The organism is Brevibacillus jepli (genome assembly GCF_047229145.1).
Taxonomy (GTDB): Bacteria; Bacillota; Bacilli; order Brevibacillales; family Brevibacillaceae; genus Brevibacillus.
In genome coordinates this window covers 227,031-248,916 of the sequence record NZ_JBFEFW010000001.1, presented here as the reverse complement: position 1 = coordinate 248,916, position 21,886 = coordinate 227,031, and the positions used below count along the sequence as shown (strand labels likewise).

The window sequence follows — 21,886 nt, the reverse complement described above, 5'->3', positions numbered from 1 at the left end:
TTCCGATAATATCCCAGTGTTCCCGGCAAGTGAAACGTTACGAATCAAAGGAAAAGCTGATGACGGTTCCGAAGACGATGTGTTGAACGAGGTCACTCTCATCACGAACAGAGATTACCCCTGTCAAGACATCCAGTAACGTTCCCTTGATTTCACCACCCACGGTATTTACCCGGATGTGTGAACCGATTCCTTGTTTGAGCAGTTGAAACAAGGGAGTTCCCGGCAATGGGATATGGTTACTTGGAGAGATGCTAGCTATCGTGCACACCCCGCTTTCTCCTATATTCTAAGGCAGCTCTTCGATATAAAGGATATTGGCGAATGGAACTTTAAAGGGAGCTACATAGATGTAATCATTGCCTACCCGGTCCAAGGTACCCGTGATGACATAAGCTCCCACCCCGATATTCAATGTGGTACCCAGTTGAAGATTGGCGATCAAATCGCCCGACAATGTTGATGAACTCAATCTCCTCACTCCTTTCAATTTCCTACAGTCTTACAGCGTTTAACAGTATTACACCGTTTCGATGTTTGTAATTTTCTCCAATGGGATCGTCATCGTTGACCCGGCAAGAGTGGAAAAGGTAACGACGCTCATCCCTACGCCAGCTACCAATCCGGCCGTCCCTGTTGGCTGCCCAGACGTCATAATCACAATCCTTGTATTTGTCAGCTGATAAGCAGTGAGGAGATTTCGAATCTCCGTGTAATCCACGCCGCCTCCCCCTCCTCCCCCACGTGCAAATAAACCGATGTCATCGACGACAACCGGAGAGCTTCGCTGCTGTGGGACTTTTTGAATGAAAATCAATGCGTTCGCTGCATTCGCTGGCGCGACAGTCGTACCTTCCACAATTGTTTTCCACGCCCCGGTAGAGCTATCTGGTTGATTCAAGGTCCGCATGCTATTCGCAAAACCAAGTGATACAGTCTCAAATGCTCCATTCAGGAACAATACAAAGAAGGACATCATCGGTGCGCGTAAAGAGCTTGATTTCGCCAATGAAAATACAAATTGATAGGGCAGATTAGGTGTTATCGTCACAAGCTGTTGAATGTATGAGAGTGTCATTCCACCAGCTAATTGGGCACTGCAAAAGCCAGTCTGGACATATTGCCGATTAATGGTGGCATTCACAGAATTCCAAAAAGCGAGTGTCCCTGTCTCAAAGCTGGGATTGACAACCAGATTCATAATCTTCTGATTTCACCACCCTCTACTTTGCCAATAGCATATTTGCTATATGTTATGTTTGCCTCATTCTGCTTGTCTGTGCGTTTGCTAATGGTAATTCCTCTATTTTTTTCTCCACTGATCCAGAATGGAAATCAACTCGGGGATATGATCGATTACTGCATCTGCTTCCTTGGTCTCCTGCCAATACGAATCCCGCTTCCAAACCGCCTTCATCCCAACCGCACGCGCTCCTTGTACGTCGTTGTCCGGGTGATCCCCAACGTATACCGCGTCGCCAGCCCGCACCCCGAGCCGGTCCAGAGCTCTCTCAAATATGATTGGAGATGGCTTCGACACACCTTCACTCTCCGAAATCAAAATGGTATCAAAAAAGGACTCAATGCCAATCGCACGCAAATTTTTCATTTGAAAATCACCGCGGCCATTCGTGATAACTCCTAGCTTCATCCCTGTTTGATGTAATCTTCGCAGCGTTTCTACCACACCAGAGAATGCGTAACAATCTTGCCAAAAAAGCTGTACGTACTCTTCTAGCAATGCTTCCGCTGTAATCCCTTCCATCTTTGACTCTTCTATCATGGTTCGGTAGACCACGTCTTTCCACACATACCCCCGCTGGTCAAGCTCATGAAAACGAGCCGAGTACTCTTTTAGCGACATTCTTTCCTGGATTGGCCTCGTTCGATCATATTGGCGTATCAAAAATGCATCCAATGATCGTTCCCGATCCAAAAGCGTTCCATCCAAATCAAACAGGCAAGCGTTCACCATCGGTACATGCTCCTCCTTACATGCCAAAATTATTTGGAACTCCGTCTTTTTTCCTATTTTCACCAAAATATTTTTTTCTCCTGCAACAATACAAGCCCACTCACCGTCTGAATAGCAGTCAACAAAAACTAAATACCATTTTGAGGAGGTCAACATGAAAAGAGCACTAGCCGTATTTTTATCGGTGTTAATGTTCTTAACCGTGATCCCGGTCGTCGGCGCCGCTTACACTCCGTCTTTCTCAGACGTTCCACGTAGCCATTGGGCGTACAAAGAAATTACGGAGATGGCTGCAAAAGGGATCATCAAAGGGTACGACAATCGGACGTTTAGACCGAACAATGAAGTTACCCGCGCTGAATTTGCTAAAATTATGATCGCAGCAGCTGATGTGGATATAAACAAACGCTACGTCGACCAAACATTTAAAGATGTTCCGCGCCATCACTGGGCATTCCTGTATGTTGAGTACGCCAAGCCTTTCTTGACTGGTTACAAGTCCGGCTCATCCTACACGTATAAACCAGATCAATCCGCGGTACGTGAGGACATTGCTGTCGCATTGGTACGCCTTTTGGGCTACGATCAAAAGTACAAAGCCGACATGAATCAATTGAAAAAGTTCCGTGATTACGACGATATTTCGTCCGCACTGCGTCCGTATATTGCGATTGCGATTCAAACAGATCTCATGAAAGGGTACGATGGCAAATTCCGTCCGCAAGATCCAATTACACGTGCGGAAGCTGCTTCCTTGCTCTACCGCGCTATTGTGGATCGTGACGATGATGATGAAACAAAAATCGTATTCCCGAACCCTGGTCAACCAAAACCTCAGCCAGAACCAGAGCGAATCAGTATCAGTGACTCGTTCTCCGATTCGAAATTGAAAAACTGGGATACAGACAAAGCGACAGGAAGCTGGGAGGTCGCTAGCAAACAAGTGACAGCCGCATCCGATGACGATGATGTAGATCACTACTTCCTGCCACTGAAATGGAATGAGTCTGACGATATCAAGAAGTATGAATTGACCGTCGATGTCAATGCGGTAGGCAGTGAAGGTTTAGGCGGACTGTACTTCAACGGCAAAGATGGTAAAGCGCATGTTGTATTCGTACAAAAAGATCGCGTTGTTTTAGGAAAAGTAGATGATGTCGAAGAGGACGATATTGACATCATCACTTCCAGCTCCTACAAGCTGAAATCAAGCAATCGCTTAAAGGTAGCTGTTAACGAAAACACCGTTTCTATTTACTTGAACGATCAATACTTGTTCGGTCAACAGTATGTGAAACAAGAAGGCAAAAAACTCGGTCTGTACTTGCAAGAAGAAGCGATTGAAAACGCACCTCGCAAAACGACCTATCTGGACAATTTCTCCTTCAAGGAGACCAAATAAACATCAATACTTCGACCCGACAAGCACTCTTAGCCTGTCGGGTATTTTTTCACTCTGCATGACATGTATGTTCTACCAAACGGAAAAAAAGATAGTGAAAGCATAGAAATAAACGTGTTTCAGTTGTATAATGGTAGCTATTCTTGTCCTGTGAAGGAGTCTTTCTATGTCATTTTCTGTTAATCAGCCGTTTCGCTGGATGGACTCAGGTACCTACCAGGATAGTCCACTTGAGCCTTTAATCCGTGATGAAGCGTTGGCTGCCAGTATGAAATCCGAATCAGCAACCCCTGTCATCCATCTCTGGGTGTACGATCAAGCGCTGTATTTGGGACGTAGAGACGCCAAGCTTCCTTATCTTCAACAAGCCTTGCGTACGTTCGGTCAAGATGGCTTTGGCTGTGTTCTTCGTTCGTCTGGTGGAGCTTGTGTTCCGCTTGATGCTGGCGTGCTCAATATGGCTTGTTTATTGCCCGACACTTCGATATCCATTGACTCCTTCTTCTCATTCGTTGCCCAGCTTCTTGATGTGGGCTTGCGTGATTACGGAAAGCTGGAATTTGGCGAAGTAACTGGCTCTTACTGTGCAGGGGAATACGACTTTTCCATTCACGGTAAAAAAATCGGAGGTATGGCACAGAGACGTACTCGACACGGCTCTATTTTGCAGTTGTGCATTAACGTCGATGACCGGCCAAGAGGCGATTGGATGGAACGTTTTTACAGTCTCGCCGGATTGGATGAAATGCAAAGTCATAAGCCAATTCCTTCCATTGATGCTTCTACAGTTGGCAGCATTGCGAGTCTGACTGGAAAATTGGCAACCATTGATGACGTTAAGGCACGTCTGTTGAAAGCAATCCGTGCAGAGTGGCCTGTATCGCCTACCCCCTTTTATGTGCAAAATGAGTTAGTGACAGAGTCGAGGCAACATTTGTCGCAACGATTACACTTATTTTCCTATACCGCAAAAGAACTGGCCGCACCTGACTGGCACTTACCCGAATAGCGGGCTATTAATCTGAATGACATTCTCCAGGTGCTGCCGGAAAAATTCTGGAGGAATTATGAATAGCAATCGAAAGGGGACGTTTCAGGATCTGAATGCCCTTTTTGTTTTTGGGGCTCTTACTGTTTTGATGATCCACATCCTCAGTTTTTTTCTCACAAATGAGAAGACTTATCCGTGGAATAGTAATTTCCAAGCCGTCTTTATCATCTTGTCAAAATTTGGACGCTCCTTGTTTATTTTTGCAACCGGAATGCTGTTGTTTTACTGGTATCAGAACCGCCAATTGGATTGGAAGGCATTCTGGAAAAAACGCTGGCTCGCCGTTATTTTGCCTTACGTAATCTGGACTGCCATCTTCACCTATTTTAAATATCAAACCTTCGATCCTGCCGTGTTGGTTGGACCGTTTTTCGAAAGTTTGTTTACAGGTAGTTCATTCTATCACCTGTACTACATTCCACTCTACTTGCAATTGTGCTTATTGTTTTGTCTGATCAAACCGTGGATGGAACGTTACTTGAACTTCCGCTGGATCGTAGCCCTGTTTATTGGACAGGCTGGTCTGTTCGTTCTGTACCACATCTTGTTCATCAAGCCGTTATGGGTTGTTGATTGGGCTGCAAACCCATTCCTGGCCCTCGTGAAGCATAGCTACATCTACGGGCAACACTATTTTTACATGTACGTATGTACCTTTGCTCTCGGAGCTTATGCCGGGATGAATGTGGACAAATGGCGGACGTGGGTGAGACGCCTTCAAATACCGTCTCTCGTTGTGATGGCAAGTGCCGCCGTATGGATGGCCTACAGCTTTCTTTCCGGCTCCAAAAGCTATTACGAGAGCATGAATATATTCGAGCCAGTGTACTTGGTGTATACGCTCTGTGTAATCATCAGCTTCTACCCCGTCTCTTCTTATCTGGGTAAGCTACCTAAGCTCGGTCCGTGGCTTGCCCGGTTGGCCAAGCAAAATATGGCCATCTATTTGGTCCATCCATTGATTTTGTTCTTACTACAGAGCTACGTCATTCATCGACTCGGCTGGTCGACACCTGCTCTGGTACTGGGTATGTTCGTGATTACACCGCCCCTATGTATTTTTCTCTATGAGCTGACTACGATGTCCTTCTGGTTCAACCGTAAAAAACGGGTGGAAGCTAAGCCACTCTACAAAAACCAAGTTTATAAAGCGTAAATGTGAAAACAACGTTTCCTCTAAACTCCTAATGTAATGAACAGTATGATCTTGCATACTAGGACTAGGGACAATTGTTCCACACCTCGATTACTTGCCTGGCGTTCCTGCCGGGCTTTTTTTCGTCGATAAGAAAGGCCCCGCAACAATGGCTTAGCGAGGCCAAGTTTTCTAAATGTAGACCTACCGTTTGCCCCTCGCTTACGGTATCATAGAAGAGGACCACTGGCAGTTTCCTCTGCCATAGACAACAGAAAAGGTGGTGGAACTAGATGAATCAGGACAACCCGATACTACATATTCCGATCAAAGATCTCATAATTGCGTCCACAAAGGTCGCACATGTACAGTTAGGTAATTCGCTTGAGCACGCGCTGCTTGTACTTATCAAGTCCGGCTATTCAGCCGTTCCCGTACTGGATCATCAGTATCGTTTGCATGGTTTGATCAGCACGAACATGATCATGAATAAGACACTAGGTCTGGAACGCTTCGAGACCGAGCATATGTCCGAACATATTGTAGATGTTGTGATGGATACAAAAGTGCCCCGCTTGCGTGACACCGATGAATTTTTAAAAGCATTGGAAGTGTCCATTAATCACCCATTTGTCTGTATTGAAGACGATGAGCATTATTTTCAAGGGATCTTGACTCGAAAATCCATTCTGGCTTTGGTATATCGTCACTTTCGTAATTTGCCATTTCCTTTGGCTGAACAGCATCAGCAGGCAGAATCGTAAGTCACGACAATAGGAAAGACGGGGCAGTGCTGCCACCGTCTTTTCGCATTCATTTGAATGATTTATTTAGGCCAAATAGCCCGGAAATAGAAGTCCATTTTTCCGTTTCTTCTTTTCAGCGAGTAATGTCTGGGCGTATTCCAGCGGATGGCGGTATGTCTGTTTAAACATCGCCTTCTCTCCCGCCTTGAAAAATGAGTAGCGCTGGTCGCGCACATTCACTTCAATTAAATACGGATTCCCTTTGCTATCGATCCCCATATCCATCCCTAAATCTGCCAAGGATGAAAAATGCCTGCCATACTGTTTCGCAATTTCTACTGCTGCATGGCTAACTCTTTCGATTACCGCTTGCTGTTGATCGATGTGAGGGAAGATTGGGGCCAACGCTTCCGAAAACGGCACCGCTGTACCGCCACGCGAAAGATTGCTGAGCTTGTTTTTCTTATTGGCGACCTTGGCAACCATCCCACTAACAGTCCACTGCTTTTCCTTGTTTTTTTGCACCGAAACACGAATGTCAAACGTTTTGCCTCCATAGCGTGCCAATGGGATTCCTCGCTGGATCAAAAATCTTTTGTTACCGACCCAACGCCGAACTGTGGAAAGCAGCTGTGTATGAGACAGAATCTGCCGTTTTTTCGATGCGGTAAAATGATAATTATCTCCATGGCGTTCAATACGTGCTACCCCAATGCCCACCGATCCAATCGAAGGCTTGACGTACACCACCTGGTATTTATCCAGGAACAGTCGCAGCTTTTCCATTGAATAAGGTACTGTGTTCGGCAGATAGTCTCGAATCAGATCATTTTTCCACAGCATTTGGTGTACTTTTCTTTTATCCCGCACTACCAAGCCATTAAAGACGGTCTTCTTCTTGCTTAATCTTCGAATGACATTGCGTGCTCTTGAATCTCCTGTCAGGACACGATTATGAATGACTCGCGGGATTGAAACTAACTGTGAGACGAGTCGGTTTCCCTTCCAGAAGTATCCCTTAACCTTCTCATCCCCCGCCCGAACATGCCGCGGATGAAAAAAAACTGGCTCTAGTCCCAGCTCTCTTCCGATTTCGACATAATAAGGCAGTCGTTCGTATGATTTGATGCCTTTAATTCCTTTCTCCATCAGGCCCCAATCCAACATTATCCCGATTCTGTCCACGTAGATCCCCCTTGCCACATTGCTCTACATAGGGTATGTGCCAGAAAGGGCAAGAGCGTGCCTATTTTTGTACACCTCTTCGCATCATGACAAATTTCTTGTACTCGTAAATGAAAGTTGTCGGAAGCTGCGCTTGCCCGGGAAAAGATCGGGCTGGTTGCTATTTATTGTGCCCTTCGTTCGATGGCCAGTAAAAACGGTGCCTGGTTTTGCTGATTGATGTACTGGTATTTTAAAACCAAATAATCCAATTGACTCAGCTCTTGGCAAAATGCTTCCACTGCCTCTTTTTCCGTCTCTCCCGCAGGATGCCCCCAATAAATCATGACGGTCATGATTCCGCCGGGTCTGAGCACCCTCAACCCTGATTGAATCGCCTGAATGGTACTACTCGCTTGTGTTGTGATTTCTTTGTCTCCACCCGGCAAATAGCCCAAGTTAAACATGATCGCCGCGGCACTAATCTCCAGCTTGTCAATTTCCTCATGACTGGCGAGCTTCATTTCTACCCTGTTCGCCAGACCTTCTCTCTCGAGTCTCTCTCGCGTTTTCTCAATCGCCTGCGGCTGGATATCGAATGCGATTACTTTCCCTTCTTCTTGCACCAATTGCGCAAGAAATAAGGTGTCATTTCCATTTCCCATCGTGGCGTCTACAACCGTTTCTCCGACTTGAACGCGTTCTCGGATTAACTTGCGTGCTACTTCTAATACATTTGGAAACACAGTTCATTCTCCTCTCTATGTACACAAACACGTTATAAATCGATTTGCAGGCCAATACGCGCCGCATAAACTGGACCTGCTACAAAGGCATTGGCCTCCGCGATGACTTGAGACTCATCATAGCCGTAAAACAAATGCGTGACTAATAACGAGCGGCAGGATAGGGATTGTGCCAGTTCTGCCGCTTGGCGAACAGACAGGTGCCCATTTGGCTTCGTTGGTAAATTGTAATCCAAATAGGTCCCCTCGCAAATAAATAAATCCGCTTGACTTGCAAACCCCTCCCAGGCTGTACCTGGTCCGCTGTCGGCTCCGTATACGAGGACACGTCCGTTTGCTTCCAAGCGCATGGCGTAGCAAGGGTCTCCATCACCATGGTCAGTCCGTAAAAAAGTGATCGCTACGTCCCCAATGGTAGCAGACGTTTCCTCGGTAATTGGGGTAAATGTCGTCGCATCTCGATACACCAATGTCTGGGCATTGGCCACTGGCAGCGGTGGAGCGTAGATTGGAAGCGGCTTGTCAGCAGGTCTTTGGCCAAATAACTGATGAACCATTAAACCGTACTGCATCACTCCTACATCCGCGACATGATCATGATGGTAGTGAGATAAGAGCATCGCATCCAGCTCATAAATAGGCGAATGCTTGCCCAACTGCGCAAGAACACCACTGCCGCAGTCGAGAAGAATTTTGACACGTTCTGTCTCAACCAGGTAGCCCGGGGTCGCTCCTCCAGGACCCGGATAAGGCGATTGATAGCCTAACACGGTAACGCGCATATTCGGTTCACTCCCTTTCATAGGATGGAATAAGGTGGGACAGGAGGTCTGAGATGCAAGGAACATGGAGAGCCGCATGGCAGATCGCTTTTACGTATATTGGAACAGTCGTAGGAGCTGGTTTTGCCTCTGGTAAAGAAATTGTAGAGTTCTTTGTTCAGTACGGAACACAGGGCTTAGTAGGAATCATATTGGCCACTTCGCTCTTTATTTGGGCGGGCATTCGCGTTATGCTGATTGCCTATCGCATTCAGGCCGATTCCTATCAAGAAGTCAGCACCTATTTATTTGGCCATCCGTTTGGCACCGTATTTAATACCTTGCTATTAACCGTCTTGCTAGGTACTACGTCTGTCATGCTCGCTGCTACCGGCGCGATCTTCTGGGAGTCTTTTCGCTTGTCTCCCCAAATCGGCATTTGGTTCAGCATGATTTTGATTTTCTTCGTGACGAAAAAAGGGCTGTTTGCCATTCATCATGTGAACAGCATTTTTGTACCCATGCTTATTGGCTTTACTGTCCTGGTCTTCCTTTATACGAAGCCATGGTTAGATACGAATGTCATCGTTGAATCGTTACGACCTTGGGCATGGCTTAGCTCTCCCTTTTATTATGTTGCCTTAAATGTCACGCTTACACAAGCGGTTTTGATTCCGATGGGCAGACAGAGTACAAGCGAGAAGCCTCTCATCTTAGGGGGAATTTTTGGAGGATTGGGAATAGGACTCCTGCTCTTGCTCGCTTTTTCGTCTCTCTCAGTAAAAATGCCGGGAATCCAGCTCGCGGAAATGCCCATGATCGCTGTCCTGCAAGGCTTAGGCCCGACCATACCGTTTCTGTTTTCTCTATTGGTATATGCCGAAATTTTCTCAACCCTCGTGGCCAACGTTTTTGGTTTAGCCCAGCAGATCAGACAAGTTACCCCACTGCGAGGACCTACTATCTTACTCGGCATTTTGATGATTTGTTATTTGATTAGCTTTATTGGTTTTAGCTCACTTCTCCGCTTTTTATATCCCCTCTTTGGTCAATTGGTTGTTTTTTTCCTCGTCATGCTCGTGTACAGGCAGTGGCGGGATCGAATCTAATCGTCGCTGTCTAGCACAAAAAAACCTCTCCACACCGGGAGAGGTTTTTTCGTTCTATCAAACTTAAGCAAATTCTTTAACCAATTTCGCGAAATCTTCTTCAGACAAGCGAATGTCTTGGTTAGCCAAACCTTCTTCTTTGAAGCCATTTACGAGAGCTTCGTAAGGTTTTTGCTCAGTGTTTTGGTAGATCAGACCTGTAATCAGGCCTTTGTATTGCATGGAAGTAGACATTGCTTTGATACGGTCATGTGGATCGTATCCTTCGATCGTGTCTACTGGTACGATGTTCTCTTTGAACCAGTCATACGTGTTTACCTTGTTATAGGTTACACAAGGGCTGAATACGTTGATCAAGGAGAAGCCTTCGTGTTGGATACCTTTTTCGATCAGTTCAGTCAAGCCCTTCAGATCGCTGGAGAAGGATTGAGCAACGAATGTCGCACCAACAGACAGCGCCAGTTCAACTGGAGAAATGGAGGACTCGATGGAACCTGCCGGTGTAGACTTGGTCACGAAACCAGTCGCGGAACGCGGGGAGGTTTGACCTTTTGTCAGACCGTAGATTTGGTTATCCATTACGATGTACGTAACGTTCATGTTACGACGGATAGCGTGTACAGTATGACCCATACCGATCGCGAATCCATCCCCGTCACCACCAGCTGCAATAACTGTCAGCTCGCGGTTCGCCATTTTCACACCTTGTGCGATTGGCAGGGAACGTCCGTGAATCGTGTGGAAACCATAGCAGTTGATGTAACCGGAAATACGACCAGAACAACCGATACCGGAAATAACCGCCAGATTTTCAGGTTCCAGACCAACGTTCGCTGCAGCGCGTTGAATAGACGCTTGGATGGAGAAGTCTCCACAGCCTGGGCACCAGTTTGGCTTTACGTTATTTCGAAACTCTTTCATAGTCGCCATGTTTTACCAGCTCCTTCACTTCAGCATAGATTTCCTTCGGCAGGAATGGGTTACCATCATATTTAAGCACGGACTCGATTTTCTCAGCGTTTCCAACGTGTTGTTTGAGCAGGTTTGTTACTTGAGCTTGGATGTTGTGCTCAACAACAACAACTTTCTTCGCTTTGTCCACGAGTGCTTTGATTTCTTCAGTAGGGAACGGATGCAGCAAACGGATTTGTGCATGGTTTACTTTGATTCCCTCTTGTTCCAGACGGCCTTTTGCTTCTTGAATGGTACCAATTGTGGAGTTGATACCCACAACCAGGACATCCGCATCAGCGTGAGGAGCATCTGCTGTTACAGCGCCTTTGAAGTTTTTCAGTACGCCTTCCATTTTGCGCATACGTTTATCCATTTGTTGAATACGGTTTGCAGCATTCTCAGATGGACGACCAGTTTGATCATGCTCAACACCAGTTACGTGGTGCAGACCGTATTTTTGACCAGGAATTACACGAGGAGAAACGCCGTCTTCTGTTACTTCATAACGTTTGAACAGGTCGTTTTGCTCTTTTTCTGGCAATTCTTGTCCAGCAAGCAGTTTTCCGCGACGGATTTCTACTTTGCTGTAATCAAATGGCACAACAGTTTGTTTACCCAAGGACAGAGTCAAGTCTGTCATCAGGATAACTGGCAGTTGGTATTCTTCCGCAATGTTAAACGCTTCAACTGCATCGTAGAAGCACTCTTCTACTGTGCTTGGCGCGATAACTACTTTTGGAATGTCACCATGCGTACCATAGATCATAGCATTCACATCGGATTGCTCGATTTTGGTAGGCATACCGGTAGATGGACCACCACGCTGCGTGTTCACGATTACAACTGGTGTTTCCGTGATACCAGCCAGACCAATCGCTTCCATCATCAGGGACAGACCAGGACCTGCAGAAGCAGTCAAGGAACGAGCACCCGCGAAGTTAGCACCGATTGCCATTGTTACAGCAGCAATCTCGTCTTCTGTTTGGATAACAGTACCGCCCAATTTAGGCAGCTTTTTAATCAAGTATTCCATTACCTCGGAAGCAGGTGTGATCGGGTAAGCTGGCATGAAACGGCAGCCTGCTGCTACAGCACCCAGAGCGATCGCATCGTTACCGATGAGGAACAGTTGTTTTTGTGGATCAGCCTTTTCCATTTGGAACTCAGGCAGTTGACCACCAGTCAATTCATTTACAAAATCAAAACCGCGGCGAATGGCATCCATGTTCTTTTCAACCACTTTTTCGCCCTTGCGGAGGAACATATCTTCAACGATAGGACGGTAGCTTTCCACTGAAATGCCGAGGATGGCACTGGATGCACCAATCGACACCATGTTCTTCATCAGGGAAGTTCCCAACTCATCAGCGATCTCAGTCAGTGGTACAGTGAAGAAGCGAACTGGCTTCAAGCCGTCCGGCAACTTTGGATTAAATTTCGCATCCGCGATAATGATGCCGCCTTCACGCAACTCATGCGCATTGAAATCGATCGTCTCTTGGTCAAACGCTACGAGAATGTCCAGATCGTCAGAGATCGCACGCATAGGCGTTGTGCTCACGCGAATTTTGTTGTTCGTGTGTCCACCCTTAATACGGGAAGAGAAGTGACGGTAGCTATACAGATGGTAACCCATCCGGTTCATCGCCATCGAGAAGATCTCACCAGTACTCTCGATGCCCTCCCCTTGCTGTCCTCCAACTTTCCAGGAAAGTTGACTAATCATTCAGATTCCACCCTTTCAGTGACTGTGAGAAAAGCTGCCTATCACACCTTGAAAAGACTGATAAGATGTGACAATTCTGTGCATAGACAGTAACAATTGTAGTCCTGTCCATGTCAAATTGCAAGTGCTTTTACTCAACTTACTTTTGACCTGAATTTTAATGTTGAACTTGGTACATTAATATCCTCATGCTTTATTGTAGCACGTTTCCGAAAACACGCAACCAATTTCCTTGCACAAATTTCAATACTTCCGCCTCTTTATAACGTTTTAACAAGGCATCTAGTAATTGGGAGTAATCTGCCGCGGAAGTCAGGTCAGAAAACACCTCTGTAATCCCGTCGAAATCGGAGCCAAACGCTACATTGTTGACGCCACCTAATGCACATATGTGATCCAAATGGCGTAGTAGGTCATCGATCCAAACCTTGCGCTTCTCTTCGACCGTAAAGAAATCTACAAACGTTAATCCCATTACTCCATCCTTGGCAATCAACGCTCGTATTTGTTCATCTGTCAGGTTACGAGAGTGATTACAAATCGTTCTCACATTCGAATGGGAAGCAATCACAGGTGCTTTCGACAATTCAACAACATCCCAGAAACCCGGATCTGCCAAATGAGAAACATCAATGATCATGCCCAACCGATTCATTTCTTCTATTACTTCACGTCCAAATGAGGTAAGCCCACCTGGATTCGGCTCTCCGTTGCCGCTTGCCAGGGCATTGCTATGGTTCCAAGTCAGGGTCATACCTCTTACACCAAGCTGGAACCACGTACGCAGTTGAACCAGACTCTCTTCTAATGCGTGCGCGCCTTCTACAAACAGAATAGCCCCTTTCTGCCCCTTTAATACGCACTCATCCAAATCTGCCATTGAGTAGATGGGCCGGAATTTATCACTCGCCACCTTCTGATAAAAGATATCGATCATCTCTAGTACAGTATGAAAACGCCGACCATACGGCACCTGGGGCGGAACGAAACAGGCAAGCACTTGTATGTCTACATTCCCTTTTTCAAGAGCGACAAAACCAGATTGCAATAGCTTGTCTTCTTTATAAAAGTCCAGCTCAGGGTGTTGCCACAGCTTGCATAAAACATCGCTATGCGCATCAAAGAATTTCATATAGAAAACGCCCCTTCTTTTTCGGTAACCTTTCAGGTATTACTTCTGAACAAACGAAAAAACCTGTTCATTCTTCGAACAAACAGGCAGGTAAAGCTTGTGCAGTTGTATTATCTGGGTTCTACGATTAATTTGATTGCAGTTCGTTCTTCTCCATCAATCACGATGTCGGTAAAGGCTGGAATACAAATGAGGTCAACTCCACTCGGCGCTACGAACCCTCGTGCGATTGCTACGGCCTTCACAGCTTGATTAAGCGCCCCAGCGCCAATGGCTTGGATCTCAGCCGCACCTCGTTCACGAAGAACTCCGGCAAGGGCACCAGCAACGGAATTGGGGTTAGACTTTGCTGAAACTTTTAATACTTCCATCCTTTTTGAACCTCCCGTCTGATAGGAATCCTGTCATCATTAGAATGATATTCGCATAACCCCTAAAAATTCCTGCTAACTCGCTTGAAAGATTCAAAAAATTCTAATCTTATTCCCATTATTCCATAAACGGATGGTCAGAGTCAATTCGGATTCGTTCCATTTTTTTCGCGTGACCTGTCGCTTTATCCAGTGTAATCAGCACAGCATTTAGTTGTGCAGGGTCTGGAGCTACCTCAAAACGAACCGGGAGCTGAGTCAAAAATTTCTTGATAACTGCTTCACGTTCCATCCCCAAAATGCCATTACTCGGTCCGCACATTCCTACATCACACAAAAACCCGGTGCCTTGTGGCAAAATACGTTCATCGGCGGTTTGCACATGCGTATGTGTCCCCACAACCGCTGTTACTTTCCCATCGAGATACCAAGACATTGCTTGCTTCTCTGACGTGGCTTCCGCATGAAAATCGACAAAAATCAGCTTCGTGCGCTTGCGTGCTTGCTCTACTAGCTTGTCAGCCATCTGGAACGGACAATCGAGCGGTGGCAAAAACGTACGTCCCATCAAATTAATGACGGCCAGCTCACCTTCTGGCTGCTTAATATATGTGATCCCTTTACCTGGAGCCCCTTCAGGGAAGTTCGCTGGTCTAATCATCCGCGGCTCATCATCAATAAAATCGAAAATCTCTCTTTGATCCCACGTATGGTTACCCAGCGTAATCGCTTGAACGCCCCACTCGAAAAGCTCCTTGGTAATTTTCTCGGTAATGCCACGACCGTGTGCAGCGTTTTCTCCATTCGCTACGATAAAGGTAGGATTGTATTTTCGTTTCAATAACGGCAGGTATGTTTTTACAATCTCTCTGCCAGGCGAGCCCATAATATCTCCAATGAATAACAGCTTCATTACCCAATCACCTCATTGCTAGTATACACAATTCCATAACGATAAAAAAAGTAAAGTGGCACGCAGCCACTTTACTTTGCATACTCAACTGCCCTTGTTTCACGGATAACCGTTACTTTAATATGACCTGGGTAGTCAAGTTCATTTTCAATTCGTTTCGTGATATCCCGTGCCAGACGGGTAGCTTCCGCATCGTCAATCTTATCAGGTTGAACCATCACGCGAATTTCGCGTCCTGCTTGAATCGCATAAGACTTTTCTACGCCATCGAACGACTCAGAGATTTCTTCCAGTTTCTCCAAACGTCTGATATAAGTTTCCAATGTCTCACGGCGTGCGCCTGGGCGTGCAGCAGACAAAGCGTCCGCAGCTCCCACGAGCATTGCAATGACGGAAGTTGGTTCGGTATCACCGTGATGAGACGCAATACTGTTCACTACTACGTGATGCTCATTGTACTTCTTAGCCAGTTCTACACCGATTTCAACGTGTGAACCTTCTACTTCATGGTCAATCGCTTTTCCGATATCATGCAGCAAGCCTGCACGTTTAGCCAGCTTCACATCTTCTTTCAGTTCTGCTGCCATTAAACCGGCAAGATGTGCCACTTCCATAGAGTGCTTTAGAACGTTTTGACCGTAGCTCGTACGATAACGCAAGCGTCCAAGAATCTTGATCAGATCTGGATGCAAGCCGTGAACACCTGTTTCGAACGTTGCTTGCTCACCGTATTCACGGATTCGCTCGTCTACTTCGCGACGTGCTTTTTCCACCATTTCCTCGATGCGAGCTGGGTGAATGCGACCATCTGCGACCAGTTTATCCAACGCTGTCTTGGCGATTTCCCGACGAATCGGGTCGAAGCCAGACAGGATGACTGCTTCTGGTGTATCGTCAATAATCAGATCGATACCAGTCAACGTCTCCAGGGCACGAATGTTACGTCCTTCGCGTCCGATAATACGTCCCTTCATCTCATCGTTTGGCAGCGTTACCACGGAAACGGTTGTTTCTGCTACGTGGTCTGCTGCGCAGCGCTGGATGGAGGTCGTAATGATTTCACGAGCACGCTTGTCCGCTTCTTCCTTGGCCTGTGTCTCGATCTCCTTGATCATCACAGCCATTTCATGACGGACCGTATTCTCGACATCTGTCAGAATGATCGTTTTTGCCTCATCCTGCGTCAAGCCGGAGATTCGTTCTAGCTCTGAAACTTGTTCTTTATATAAGTGCTCTACCTTGCTTTGCAGTTCTGCGATGGCACGGTCACGCTCAGACAATTCCTCTTCTTTGCGTTCCAGCTGTTCCATCTTACGGTCCAACGATTCTTCTTTTTGCAGAATTCGTCGTTCCTGACGCTGGATCTCATTGCGCCTCTCACGCAATTCGGTTTCTGCTTCAGAACGAAGCTTGAACACTTCATCCTTAGCCTCCAGCACCTTCTCCTTTTTAACGGCTTCGGCGTCCCGTTTCGCTTCCTCCACGATCTGTCGCGCAGCTTCTTCTGCACTGGAGATCTTTGCTTCCGCAATCGATTTACGAGTGAAGTAGCCTGCACCCAAGCCGATCAGCAGGGCAACGAGCACAATGACAACAGTAAGTATAGGATCCATAGGCTTTTTCGTTTCACCTCCTTATTGTAAGACATCTCCCCGCTTTCCAAGCATTTGTTTTTCATGGAGTGCTCTCACATTTGAACATTCGGCTAAAAAACAAGACCGATTTTACTCGGTCCGCTGAATCCGTACAGCTATCGCACGGTTTTTCAGTTGTTCCATAGGCAACGAGTGAGCAAATCGCAAAAAGATATGATACACCAAGTAAATACAAACCTATTTTATTATTTGTGAACAAGAATTGTCAAGATCATGCAAATAGAGTTGGCCCTAACTATCGCTTCTCTGACGCAATTCTTCACGCATTTGTTGAATGATAGCATGAGAGAATCCCTTACGCATCAGCATGGACAGCAGCTTGCGTTCTTCATCAGGGGTGGGTATACCTTCTATGCGTCTCGCCTTCTTCTCTATCAATGCGCGGGCAGCATTTAGTTCAGCCTCCCTAGAAACGCCCCGGACAGCGTCATCTACGATCGTCCTGTCTACACCCCGTTGGGTGAGCTCCATACGCAGCATATACGGACTCCTCGGCTTCAAACGCAATCGCTCATCCACCCATTGCTTTGCAAATGCTTCATCGTCTATGTAGCCGTGCTCCTCACAACGCTGGCATATCTCTTCGGCAACCTGTGTCGAAAATCCCTTCTCTACCAAATAAGTATGCAACTGACTGCTTGTACGCGGGCGTATGCCGAGATATCGCAAAGCACCTAAATATGCTTTGTGCTTCTCTTCTGCTACAAGGACTTCGCTGTAAAACGCTTCGTCTAATTCTGTTCCTTTAAATAGGTTGTACTTTACCAGTATGTCTTCATGTACGGTAAATGCATACTCGCCTTCTATATCGATATGGTAACGCTGCTTTTGTTTAATATCTCGATGAACGGCAGTGATCAGGCCGCTCTTCATGATGATTCACTCCTTCGCAAAGCTAAAATAACAGCCTGTCTCATCGACAGGCTGCTGTTTTACTTTCCATTAATCCAGATCAAATGCAGGCTCTTCATCTTGCTCTGGGTCATGTACTGGCTCAGCTTCTGGAACAGAACCAGGGTTAAGGCTGAAGTATTCGCGCACCTTTGTTTCAATCTGCGATGCAATGTGCGGATTCTCCTTCAAGAATACCTTCGAATTCTCTCTACCTTGGCCGAGACGCTCTTCGTTGAAGGAATACCATGCACCACTCTTTTGAACCACATCGATCTCAGAACCGATGTCGAGAATGCTACCTTCTCTGGAGATACCTTCACCGTACATGATATCCACTTCTGCAACCTTAAATGGTGGAGCCACTTTATTTTTGACGACTTTGATCTTCGTCTTGCTTCCCAGAATGTCGTTGCCGACTTTGATAGATTCCGCTTTACGAACGTCCAAACGAACACTCGCGTAGAACTTCAATGCGCGTCCACCTGGAGTTGTTTCCGGGTTACCGAACATGACGCCCACTTTTTCACGAAGCTGGTTGATGAAGATGGCAATCGTTTTGGACTTGTTGATGGCACCGGACAGCTTGCGAAGAGCTTGGGACATCAAGCGTGCTTGCAAACCTACGTGGGAATCTCCCATTTCGCCTTCGATCTCTGCTTTTGGCACGAGAGCCGCAACGGAGTCGACTACGATAATGTCTACTGCACCGGAACGCACCAGCGCTTCCGCGATCTCCAGTGCTTGCTCACCTGTGTCAGGCTGGGACAGCAGCAATTCGTCGATGTTCACACCCAGCTTTGCAGCATAAACCGGATCCAAGGCGTGCTCTGCATCGATAAATGCAGCCTGACCGCCCTGACGTTGCACTTCTGCGATCGCATGGAGCGCTACCGTTGTTTTACCAGAAGACTCTGGTCCGTAAATCTCAATAATCCGTCCACGTGGGAATCCACCCACACCAAGTGCGATATCAAGAGCGAGCGCTCCGCTAGATACAGTAGAAATCTGAACGTTGGATACTTCTCCCAACTTCATAATGGAACCTTTACCGAATTGCTTTTCTATTTGACGCAATGCACTCTCCAAAGCTGCGCGACGATCTGACAAATGGTACACACCCTTTCAATTTTCGCTTCTGTTTTGCTTGTCTTCATCATACATCGAGACAGAAGTGTTTGCCAAGTATTTTTTGCGAACAAATATTCGCATCGCAAAAAAGCAGCCATTTCCTGGTTATTCCCAGCGAAATGACTGCTTCTCATTTCTATACTAATTAGGAACGTTTCGCTCCGCGAGGCTTTGCAGGCTCCAGATTGATTCGTTTTCCGTTGATACGAGTCTGACGCAGTGATTCGTACACAAACGCAGCTACCTCTTCTGGAACCTCAACAAACGTGAAGTTCTCGAAAATGTCGATGCGACCTACTGATTTTCCAGGAATTCCCACGGATTCAGAGATCTCACGAACAAGATCCTGTGGCTTCATGTTCGCATTGCGGCCTACATTCAGGAAGAAGCGAACCATGCCTTTCGCTGCACCCGTCTCGCCAAAGTTATACGCTTCCACTTCTTGCCCTTGTCCCGCTTCGGTATGGAATGCGAGGTGCAATGCAGCAGCTGCTACTTTTTCAGCAGGGTATTGACCAACCAGAGAATCCGTTACCTTTCGATACATATCTGCAATGGCATCGCTTTCCAAAAGGCTGGTCAACTGTTCACGCAATTGTTCTTGCTTGCGCTCAGCTACTTCCTCCAGGGAAGGAACATTGCGAGAGAGCACTTGTGCTTTGGTTTGCTTTTGGATGAACATCATTTGTCTTACTTCACGTGGCGTAACCAAGGTCATCGCAATTCCTTTGCGACCTGCACGGCCAGTACGACCAATACGGTGTACATAGCTTTCCGAGTCTTGTGGAATATCGTAGTTGATTACGTGAGACACGTTCCCTACGTCGATACCACGTGCAGCTACATCTGTCGCGATCAAGAATTCAATGGAGCCCTCACGGAACGCATTCATTACTTTGTCACGCTGTGCTTGCGACAAGTCGCCATGCAAGCCGTCTGCAAGGTATCCACGGGATTGCAGCACTTCGGAGAGCTCATCAACACCGCGCTTAGTGCGGCAGAAAATGATACCCAGCTCGACATCCTCACTGTCCAGAATACGGCAGAGGCTCTCTACCTTGTTGCGATCAAATACTTTGTAGTATACCTGTTCGATCAATGGCGCCGTCACTTCTTCACGGCTGACCGCGATCGTTTGCGGTTGTTTCATGTAACGGGTAGCCAAACGCTTGATTTCTGGCGGCATCGTCGCAGAGAACAGCAAGGTTTGTCGCTCTTCAGGCATATGTGTGATGATCGTCTCGATATCTTCGATGAAGCCCATGTCCAGCATTTCATCCGCTTCGTCCAAAACGAGTGTATGTACGTGCTCCAACTTCAGTGTTTTGCGGCGCAAGTGGTCCATGATACGACCAGGAGTACCTACGACGATTTGAACGCCTTGGCGCAGCGCGCGAATTTGATGTCCGATCGATTGTCCACCATAGATAGGCAGTGTACGAACTTTGTTGTATTTCGAAATGCGCAAGAGCTCTCCCGCAACCTGGATAGCCAGCTCACGAGTCGGAGTCAGCACGATCGCTTGTACACGGTTCGCAGGTGAAATTTTTTCCACGAGTGGAATACCGAATGCAGCGGTCTTACCAGTACCTGTCTGAGCTTGACCAATCAGGTCTCCGCCATCCAGTACTTTTGGAATGCAAGCTGCCTGAATCGGCGATGGCTCTTCGAAGCCCATATCGTGGATCGCTTGAAGAATAGATTTATGTAAAGGAAAATCAGAAAAAATCGTCATGAAAAAATCACCTTTCTTTTTGCATTTGCAGCGCATAAAACAGCGCGTATTTTGCGGCACGCCCAACGATTGCCTGCCTTCTTCCTGCCAGGCGCAGCTCTTTTACAACTGTGGGCATACCCTCTGCCGCGATCCCTACATAAACAAGGCCAACAGGCTTGCCCTCGGAAGGATCAGGACCAGCCACTCCCGTAACAGAAATCCCGTAGGTGGCTCCCAGCTTTTCTCGTACATTTTCCGCCAGCAATTGAGCTGTTTTCTCACTTACGGCTCCATCTGTTTGCAATACGGATTCAGGTACTTCGAGCAACTGATTTTTCACTTCATTCGTGTAGCAGACGACTCCACCACGGAAAACATGAGAGCTTCCCGGTACGGAAGTGATCAACGAAGCAATCGCTCCTCCTGTGCAGCTTTCCGCACAAGCAATCGTCTCCTTGCTCTCTTTCAGCTGTTGAACCAGCACAGCATGCAACGACGAGTTCTCGCCCATTCCGTACATATACTGGCCAACGCGATCCAGAATCTCTTTTTCTACAGGCAAAATCAGGGATTCCCCTTCTTCGACCGTAGCTGCCCTCGCTGTAATCCGCAAAGTGACTTCGAATTCCTTCGCGTATGGCGCAATGGTTGGATTCTCCTGCTTTTCAATCAGATCGAGTAGCTGCTCCTCCAATGCCGACTCGCCAATTCCGTAGAACCGAAGTACATGAGAATGAAACACTTGCTTTTCAGGAAGTAAACCGGTCAAATAAGGCATCACGTAGTTCTCCACCATGGGATACAACTCGCTTGGTGGTCCAGGCAACAGCACGAACGTACTACTGTCATGACGGATAGCCATCCCCGGCGCCATCCCGAAATCGTTTGAGAATACATGGCTGCCCGAAAGCACTAGCGCCTGCTTACGATTGTTCTCCGTCATGACAATCCCACGTTGCGAAAAGAACTTTTCAATTCTTTCCATGGCCACTGGATTCGTTTCCAATCCAATACCTACATGCCCCGCCATGGTTTCTTTCGTCAAATCATCTTGAGTAGGACCAAGCCCACCCGTGAGAATGACGAGATCAGATCGCCCTGATGCCAGTCGAATCACTTGTAGCAATCGCTCCGTGTTGTCTCCCACAACTGTATGAAAGTATACACCCACACCAATATCCGCCAGCTTCTGAGAGAGAAACTGTGCGTTTGTATTGGCAATCTGGCCTAACAAAAGCTCAGTACCTACCGCGATAATCTCCGCTCTCATCTTCCTCATCCATTCTCTTTGAGAGTAGAAAAGCCTC

22 protein-coding genes are annotated in these 21,886 nt (G+C 46.9%); 5 read left to right on the top strand and 17 right to left on the bottom strand.

Translation table 11 applies throughout. The annotated features are described in order from the left end of the window. Positions 1-37 precede the first annotated feature (37 nt). The 4 genes from AB1L17_RS01295 to AB1L17_RS01280 form a co-directional block, all read right to left on the bottom strand. On the bottom strand, positions 38-271 hold the full coding sequence (locus tag AB1L17_RS01295; RefSeq protein WP_412843056.1) for a hypothetical protein: 234 nt from the start codon (positions 269-271) through the stop codon (positions 38-40). 18 nt (positions 272-289) lie between these two features. Then, a complete protein-coding gene (locus tag AB1L17_RS01290) occupies positions 290-472 on the bottom strand; it encodes a hypothetical protein (RefSeq protein ID WP_412843057.1) in 183 nt (60 codons plus the stop codon). 48 nt (positions 473-520) lie between these two features. Beyond that, entirely contained in the window at positions 521-1,201 is a 681-nt protein-coding gene (locus tag AB1L17_RS01285) for an NTTRR-F1 domain (RefSeq protein WP_412843058.1), read from the bottom strand. Between the two features lie 102 nt (positions 1,202-1,303). After that, positions 1,304-1,975, bottom strand: coding sequence for an HAD family hydrolase (locus AB1L17_RS01280; RefSeq protein ID WP_412843059.1), 672 nt, complete (start codon positions 1,973-1,975; stop codon positions 1,304-1,306). A gap of 154 nt (positions 1,976-2,129) precedes the next feature. On the opposite strand from AB1L17_RS01280, the gene AB1L17_RS01275 reads away from it, so the two are divergent. From AB1L17_RS01275 to cbpB, 4 genes are all read left to right on the top strand, one after another. After that, a complete protein-coding gene (locus AB1L17_RS01275) occupies positions 2,130-3,377 on the top strand; it encodes an S-layer homology domain-containing protein (RefSeq protein WP_412843060.1) in 1,248 nt (415 codons plus the stop codon). Positions 3,378-3,543: 166 nt separating this feature from the next. Next, positions 3,544-4,386: a lipoate--protein ligase family protein gene (locus AB1L17_RS01270; protein ID WP_412843061.1), complete on the top strand. Its 843-nt coding sequence runs from the start codon at positions 3,544-3,546 to the stop codon at positions 4,384-4,386. A 58-nt stretch (positions 4,387-4,444) separates the two neighbouring features. Continuing rightward, positions 4,445-5,584: an acyltransferase gene (locus AB1L17_RS01265; RefSeq protein WP_412843062.1), complete on the top strand. Its 1,140-nt coding sequence runs from the start codon at positions 4,445-4,447 to the stop codon at positions 5,582-5,584. A gap of 272 nt (positions 5,585-5,856) precedes the next feature. Beyond that, positions 5,857-6,327 (top strand): cyclic-di-AMP-binding protein CbpB, encoded by a 471-nt coding sequence (gene cbpB, locus AB1L17_RS01260; protein ID WP_412843063.1) that lies wholly within the window; start codon positions 5,857-5,859, stop codon positions 6,325-6,327. A 66-nt stretch (positions 6,328-6,393) separates the two neighbouring features. Here the strand turns inward: cbpB and AB1L17_RS01255 are convergent, their stop codons facing one another. The 3 genes from AB1L17_RS01255 to AB1L17_RS01245 all read right to left on the bottom strand — a co-directional run bounded on the left by AB1L17_RS01255 (position 6,394) and on the right by AB1L17_RS01245 (position 9,001). Continuing rightward, positions 6,394-7,494, bottom strand: coding sequence for a YheC/YheD family endospore coat-associated protein (locus AB1L17_RS01255; protein WP_412843064.1), 1,101 nt, complete (start codon positions 7,492-7,494; stop codon positions 6,394-6,396). 164 nt (positions 7,495-7,658) lie between these two features. Further along, a complete protein-coding gene (gene mnmM / locus AB1L17_RS01250) occupies positions 7,659-8,219 on the bottom strand; it encodes a tRNA 5-(aminomethyl)-2-thiouridylate-methyltransferase MnmM (RefSeq protein ID WP_412843065.1) in 561 nt (186 codons plus the stop codon). A 32-nt stretch (positions 8,220-8,251) separates the two neighbouring features. After that, positions 8,252-9,001, bottom strand: a complete 750-nt coding sequence (locus AB1L17_RS01245) for an MBL fold metallo-hydrolase (RefSeq protein WP_412843066.1) — start codon at positions 8,999-9,001, stop codon at positions 8,252-8,254. 53 nt (positions 9,002-9,054) lie between these two features. Here AB1L17_RS01245 and AB1L17_RS01240 point away from each other — a divergent pair, with 53 nt between their 5' ends. Next, the gene (locus tag AB1L17_RS01240; protein ID WP_412843067.1) at positions 9,055-10,089 is read left to right on the top strand and encodes a YkvI family membrane protein; all 1,035 of its coding nucleotides are present in this window, start codon (positions 9,055-9,057) and stop codon (positions 10,087-10,089) included. 63 nt (positions 10,090-10,152) lie between these two features. Here AB1L17_RS01240 and AB1L17_RS01235 read toward each other — a convergent pair whose 3' ends face one another. From AB1L17_RS01235 to AB1L17_RS01190, 10 genes are all read right to left on the bottom strand, one after another. Next, positions 10,153-11,019 (bottom strand): 2-oxoacid:ferredoxin oxidoreductase subunit beta, encoded by an 867-nt coding sequence (locus AB1L17_RS01235; RefSeq protein ID WP_412843068.1) that lies wholly within the window; start codon positions 11,017-11,019, stop codon positions 10,153-10,155. Further along, entirely contained in the window at positions 10,991-12,769 is a 1,779-nt protein-coding gene (locus AB1L17_RS01230) for a 2-oxoacid:acceptor oxidoreductase subunit alpha (protein ID WP_412843069.1), read from the bottom strand. The genes AB1L17_RS01235 and AB1L17_RS01230 overlap by 29 nt, the downstream gene beginning before the upstream one ends. A gap of 193 nt (positions 12,770-12,962) precedes the next feature. Continuing rightward, positions 12,963-13,901 carry a dipeptidase gene (locus AB1L17_RS01225; protein WP_412843070.1) on the bottom strand — a complete coding sequence of 313 codons (939 nt, stop codon included), beginning with the start codon at positions 13,899-13,901 and terminating at the stop codon, positions 12,963-12,965. Positions 13,902-14,011: 110 nt separating this feature from the next. Then, complete coding sequence (gene spoVS, locus AB1L17_RS01220) at positions 14,012-14,272, bottom strand: stage V sporulation protein SpoVS (RefSeq protein ID WP_003385776.1); 261 nt, start codon at positions 14,270-14,272, stop codon at positions 14,012-14,014. Between the two features lie 118 nt (positions 14,273-14,390). Continuing rightward, on the bottom strand, positions 14,391-15,185 hold the full coding sequence (locus AB1L17_RS01215; RefSeq protein WP_106780939.1) for a TIGR00282 family metallophosphoesterase: 795 nt from the start codon (positions 15,183-15,185) through the stop codon (positions 14,391-14,393). A 71-nt stretch (positions 15,186-15,256) separates the two neighbouring features. Further along, a complete protein-coding gene (gene rny, locus AB1L17_RS01210) occupies positions 15,257-16,798 on the bottom strand; it encodes a ribonuclease Y (RefSeq protein ID WP_409174269.1) in 1,542 nt (513 codons plus the stop codon). Between the two features lie 273 nt (positions 16,799-17,071). Further along, the gene (locus AB1L17_RS01205; protein WP_412843071.1) at positions 17,072-17,713 is read right to left on the bottom strand and encodes a RecX family transcriptional regulator; all 642 of its coding nucleotides are present in this window, start codon (positions 17,711-17,713) and stop codon (positions 17,072-17,074) included. 69 nt (positions 17,714-17,782) lie between these two features. Next, positions 17,783-18,841, bottom strand: a complete 1,059-nt coding sequence (gene recA, locus AB1L17_RS01200) for a recombinase RecA (RefSeq protein WP_412843072.1) — start codon at positions 18,839-18,841, stop codon at positions 17,783-17,785. A 166-nt stretch (positions 18,842-19,007) separates the two neighbouring features. After that, positions 19,008-20,597, bottom strand: a complete 1,590-nt coding sequence (locus AB1L17_RS01195) for a DEAD/DEAH box helicase (protein ID WP_412843073.1) — start codon at positions 20,595-20,597, stop codon at positions 19,008-19,010. 7 nt (positions 20,598-20,604) lie between these two features. Next, positions 20,605-21,849: a competence/damage-inducible protein A gene (locus AB1L17_RS01190; protein ID WP_412843074.1), complete on the bottom strand. Its 1,245-nt coding sequence runs from the start codon at positions 21,847-21,849 to the stop codon at positions 20,605-20,607. Positions 21,850-21,886 lie beyond the last annotated feature (37 nt).

Excerpts from the sequence above, each read along its gene's own strand:
- AB1L17_RS01235 (WP_412843068.1), bottom strand. The coding sequence starts at position 11,019 with ATGGCGACTATGAAAGAGTTTCGAAATAACGTAAAGCCAAACTGGTGC.
- spoVS (WP_003385776.1), bottom strand. The coding sequence starts at position 14,272 with ATGGAAGTATTAAAAGTTTCAGCAAAGTCTAACCCCAATTCCGTTGCT.
- cbpB (WP_412843063.1), top strand. The coding sequence starts at position 5,857 with ATGAATCAGGACAACCCGATACTACATATTCCGATCAAAGATCTCATA.
- AB1L17_RS01270 (WP_412843061.1), top strand. The coding sequence starts at position 3,544 with ATGTCATTTTCTGTTAATCAGCCGTTTCGCTGGATGGACTCAGGTACC.
- rny (WP_409174269.1), bottom strand. The coding sequence starts at position 16,798 with ATGGATCCTATACTTACTGTTGTCATTGTGCTCGTTGCCCTGCTGATC.
- AB1L17_RS01285 (WP_412843058.1), bottom strand. The coding sequence starts at position 1,201 with ATGAATCTGGTTGTCAATCCCAGCTTTGAGACAGGGACACTCGCTTTT.
- AB1L17_RS01265 (WP_412843062.1), top strand. The coding sequence starts at position 4,445 with ATGAATAGCAATCGAAAGGGGACGTTTCAGGATCTGAATGCCCTTTTT.
- AB1L17_RS01275 (WP_412843060.1), top strand. The coding sequence starts at position 2,130 with ATGAAAAGAGCACTAGCCGTATTTTTATCGGTGTTAATGTTCTTAACC.
- AB1L17_RS01245 (WP_412843066.1), bottom strand. The coding sequence starts at position 9,001 with ATGCGCGTTACCGTGTTAGGCTATCAATCGCCTTATCCGGGTCCTGGA.
- AB1L17_RS01240 (WP_412843067.1), top strand. The coding sequence starts at position 9,055 with ATGCAAGGAACATGGAGAGCCGCATGGCAGATCGCTTTTACGTATATT.
- AB1L17_RS01215 (WP_106780939.1), bottom strand. The coding sequence starts at position 15,185 with ATGAAGCTGTTATTCATTGGAGATATTATGGGCTCGCCTGGCAGAGAG.
- AB1L17_RS01225 (WP_412843070.1), bottom strand. The coding sequence starts at position 13,901 with ATGAAATTCTTTGATGCGCATAGCGATGTTTTATGCAAGCTGTGGCAA.
- AB1L17_RS01205 (WP_412843071.1), bottom strand. The coding sequence starts at position 17,713 with ATGAAGAGCGGCCTGATCACTGCCGTTCATCGAGATATTAAACAAAAG.
- AB1L17_RS01190 (WP_412843074.1), bottom strand. The coding sequence starts at position 21,849 with ATGAGAGCGGAGATTATCGCGGTAGGTACTGAGCTTTTGTTAGGCCAG.
- AB1L17_RS01195 (WP_412843073.1), bottom strand. The coding sequence starts at position 20,597 with ATGACGATTTTTTCTGATTTTCCTTTACATAAATCTATTCTTCAAGCG.
- AB1L17_RS01230 (WP_412843069.1), bottom strand. The coding sequence starts at position 12,769 with ATGATTAGTCAACTTTCCTGGAAAGTTGGAGGACAGCAAGGGGAGGGC.
- AB1L17_RS01280 (WP_412843059.1), bottom strand. The coding sequence starts at position 1,975 with ATGGTGAACGCTTGCCTGTTTGATTTGGATGGAACGCTTTTGGATCGG.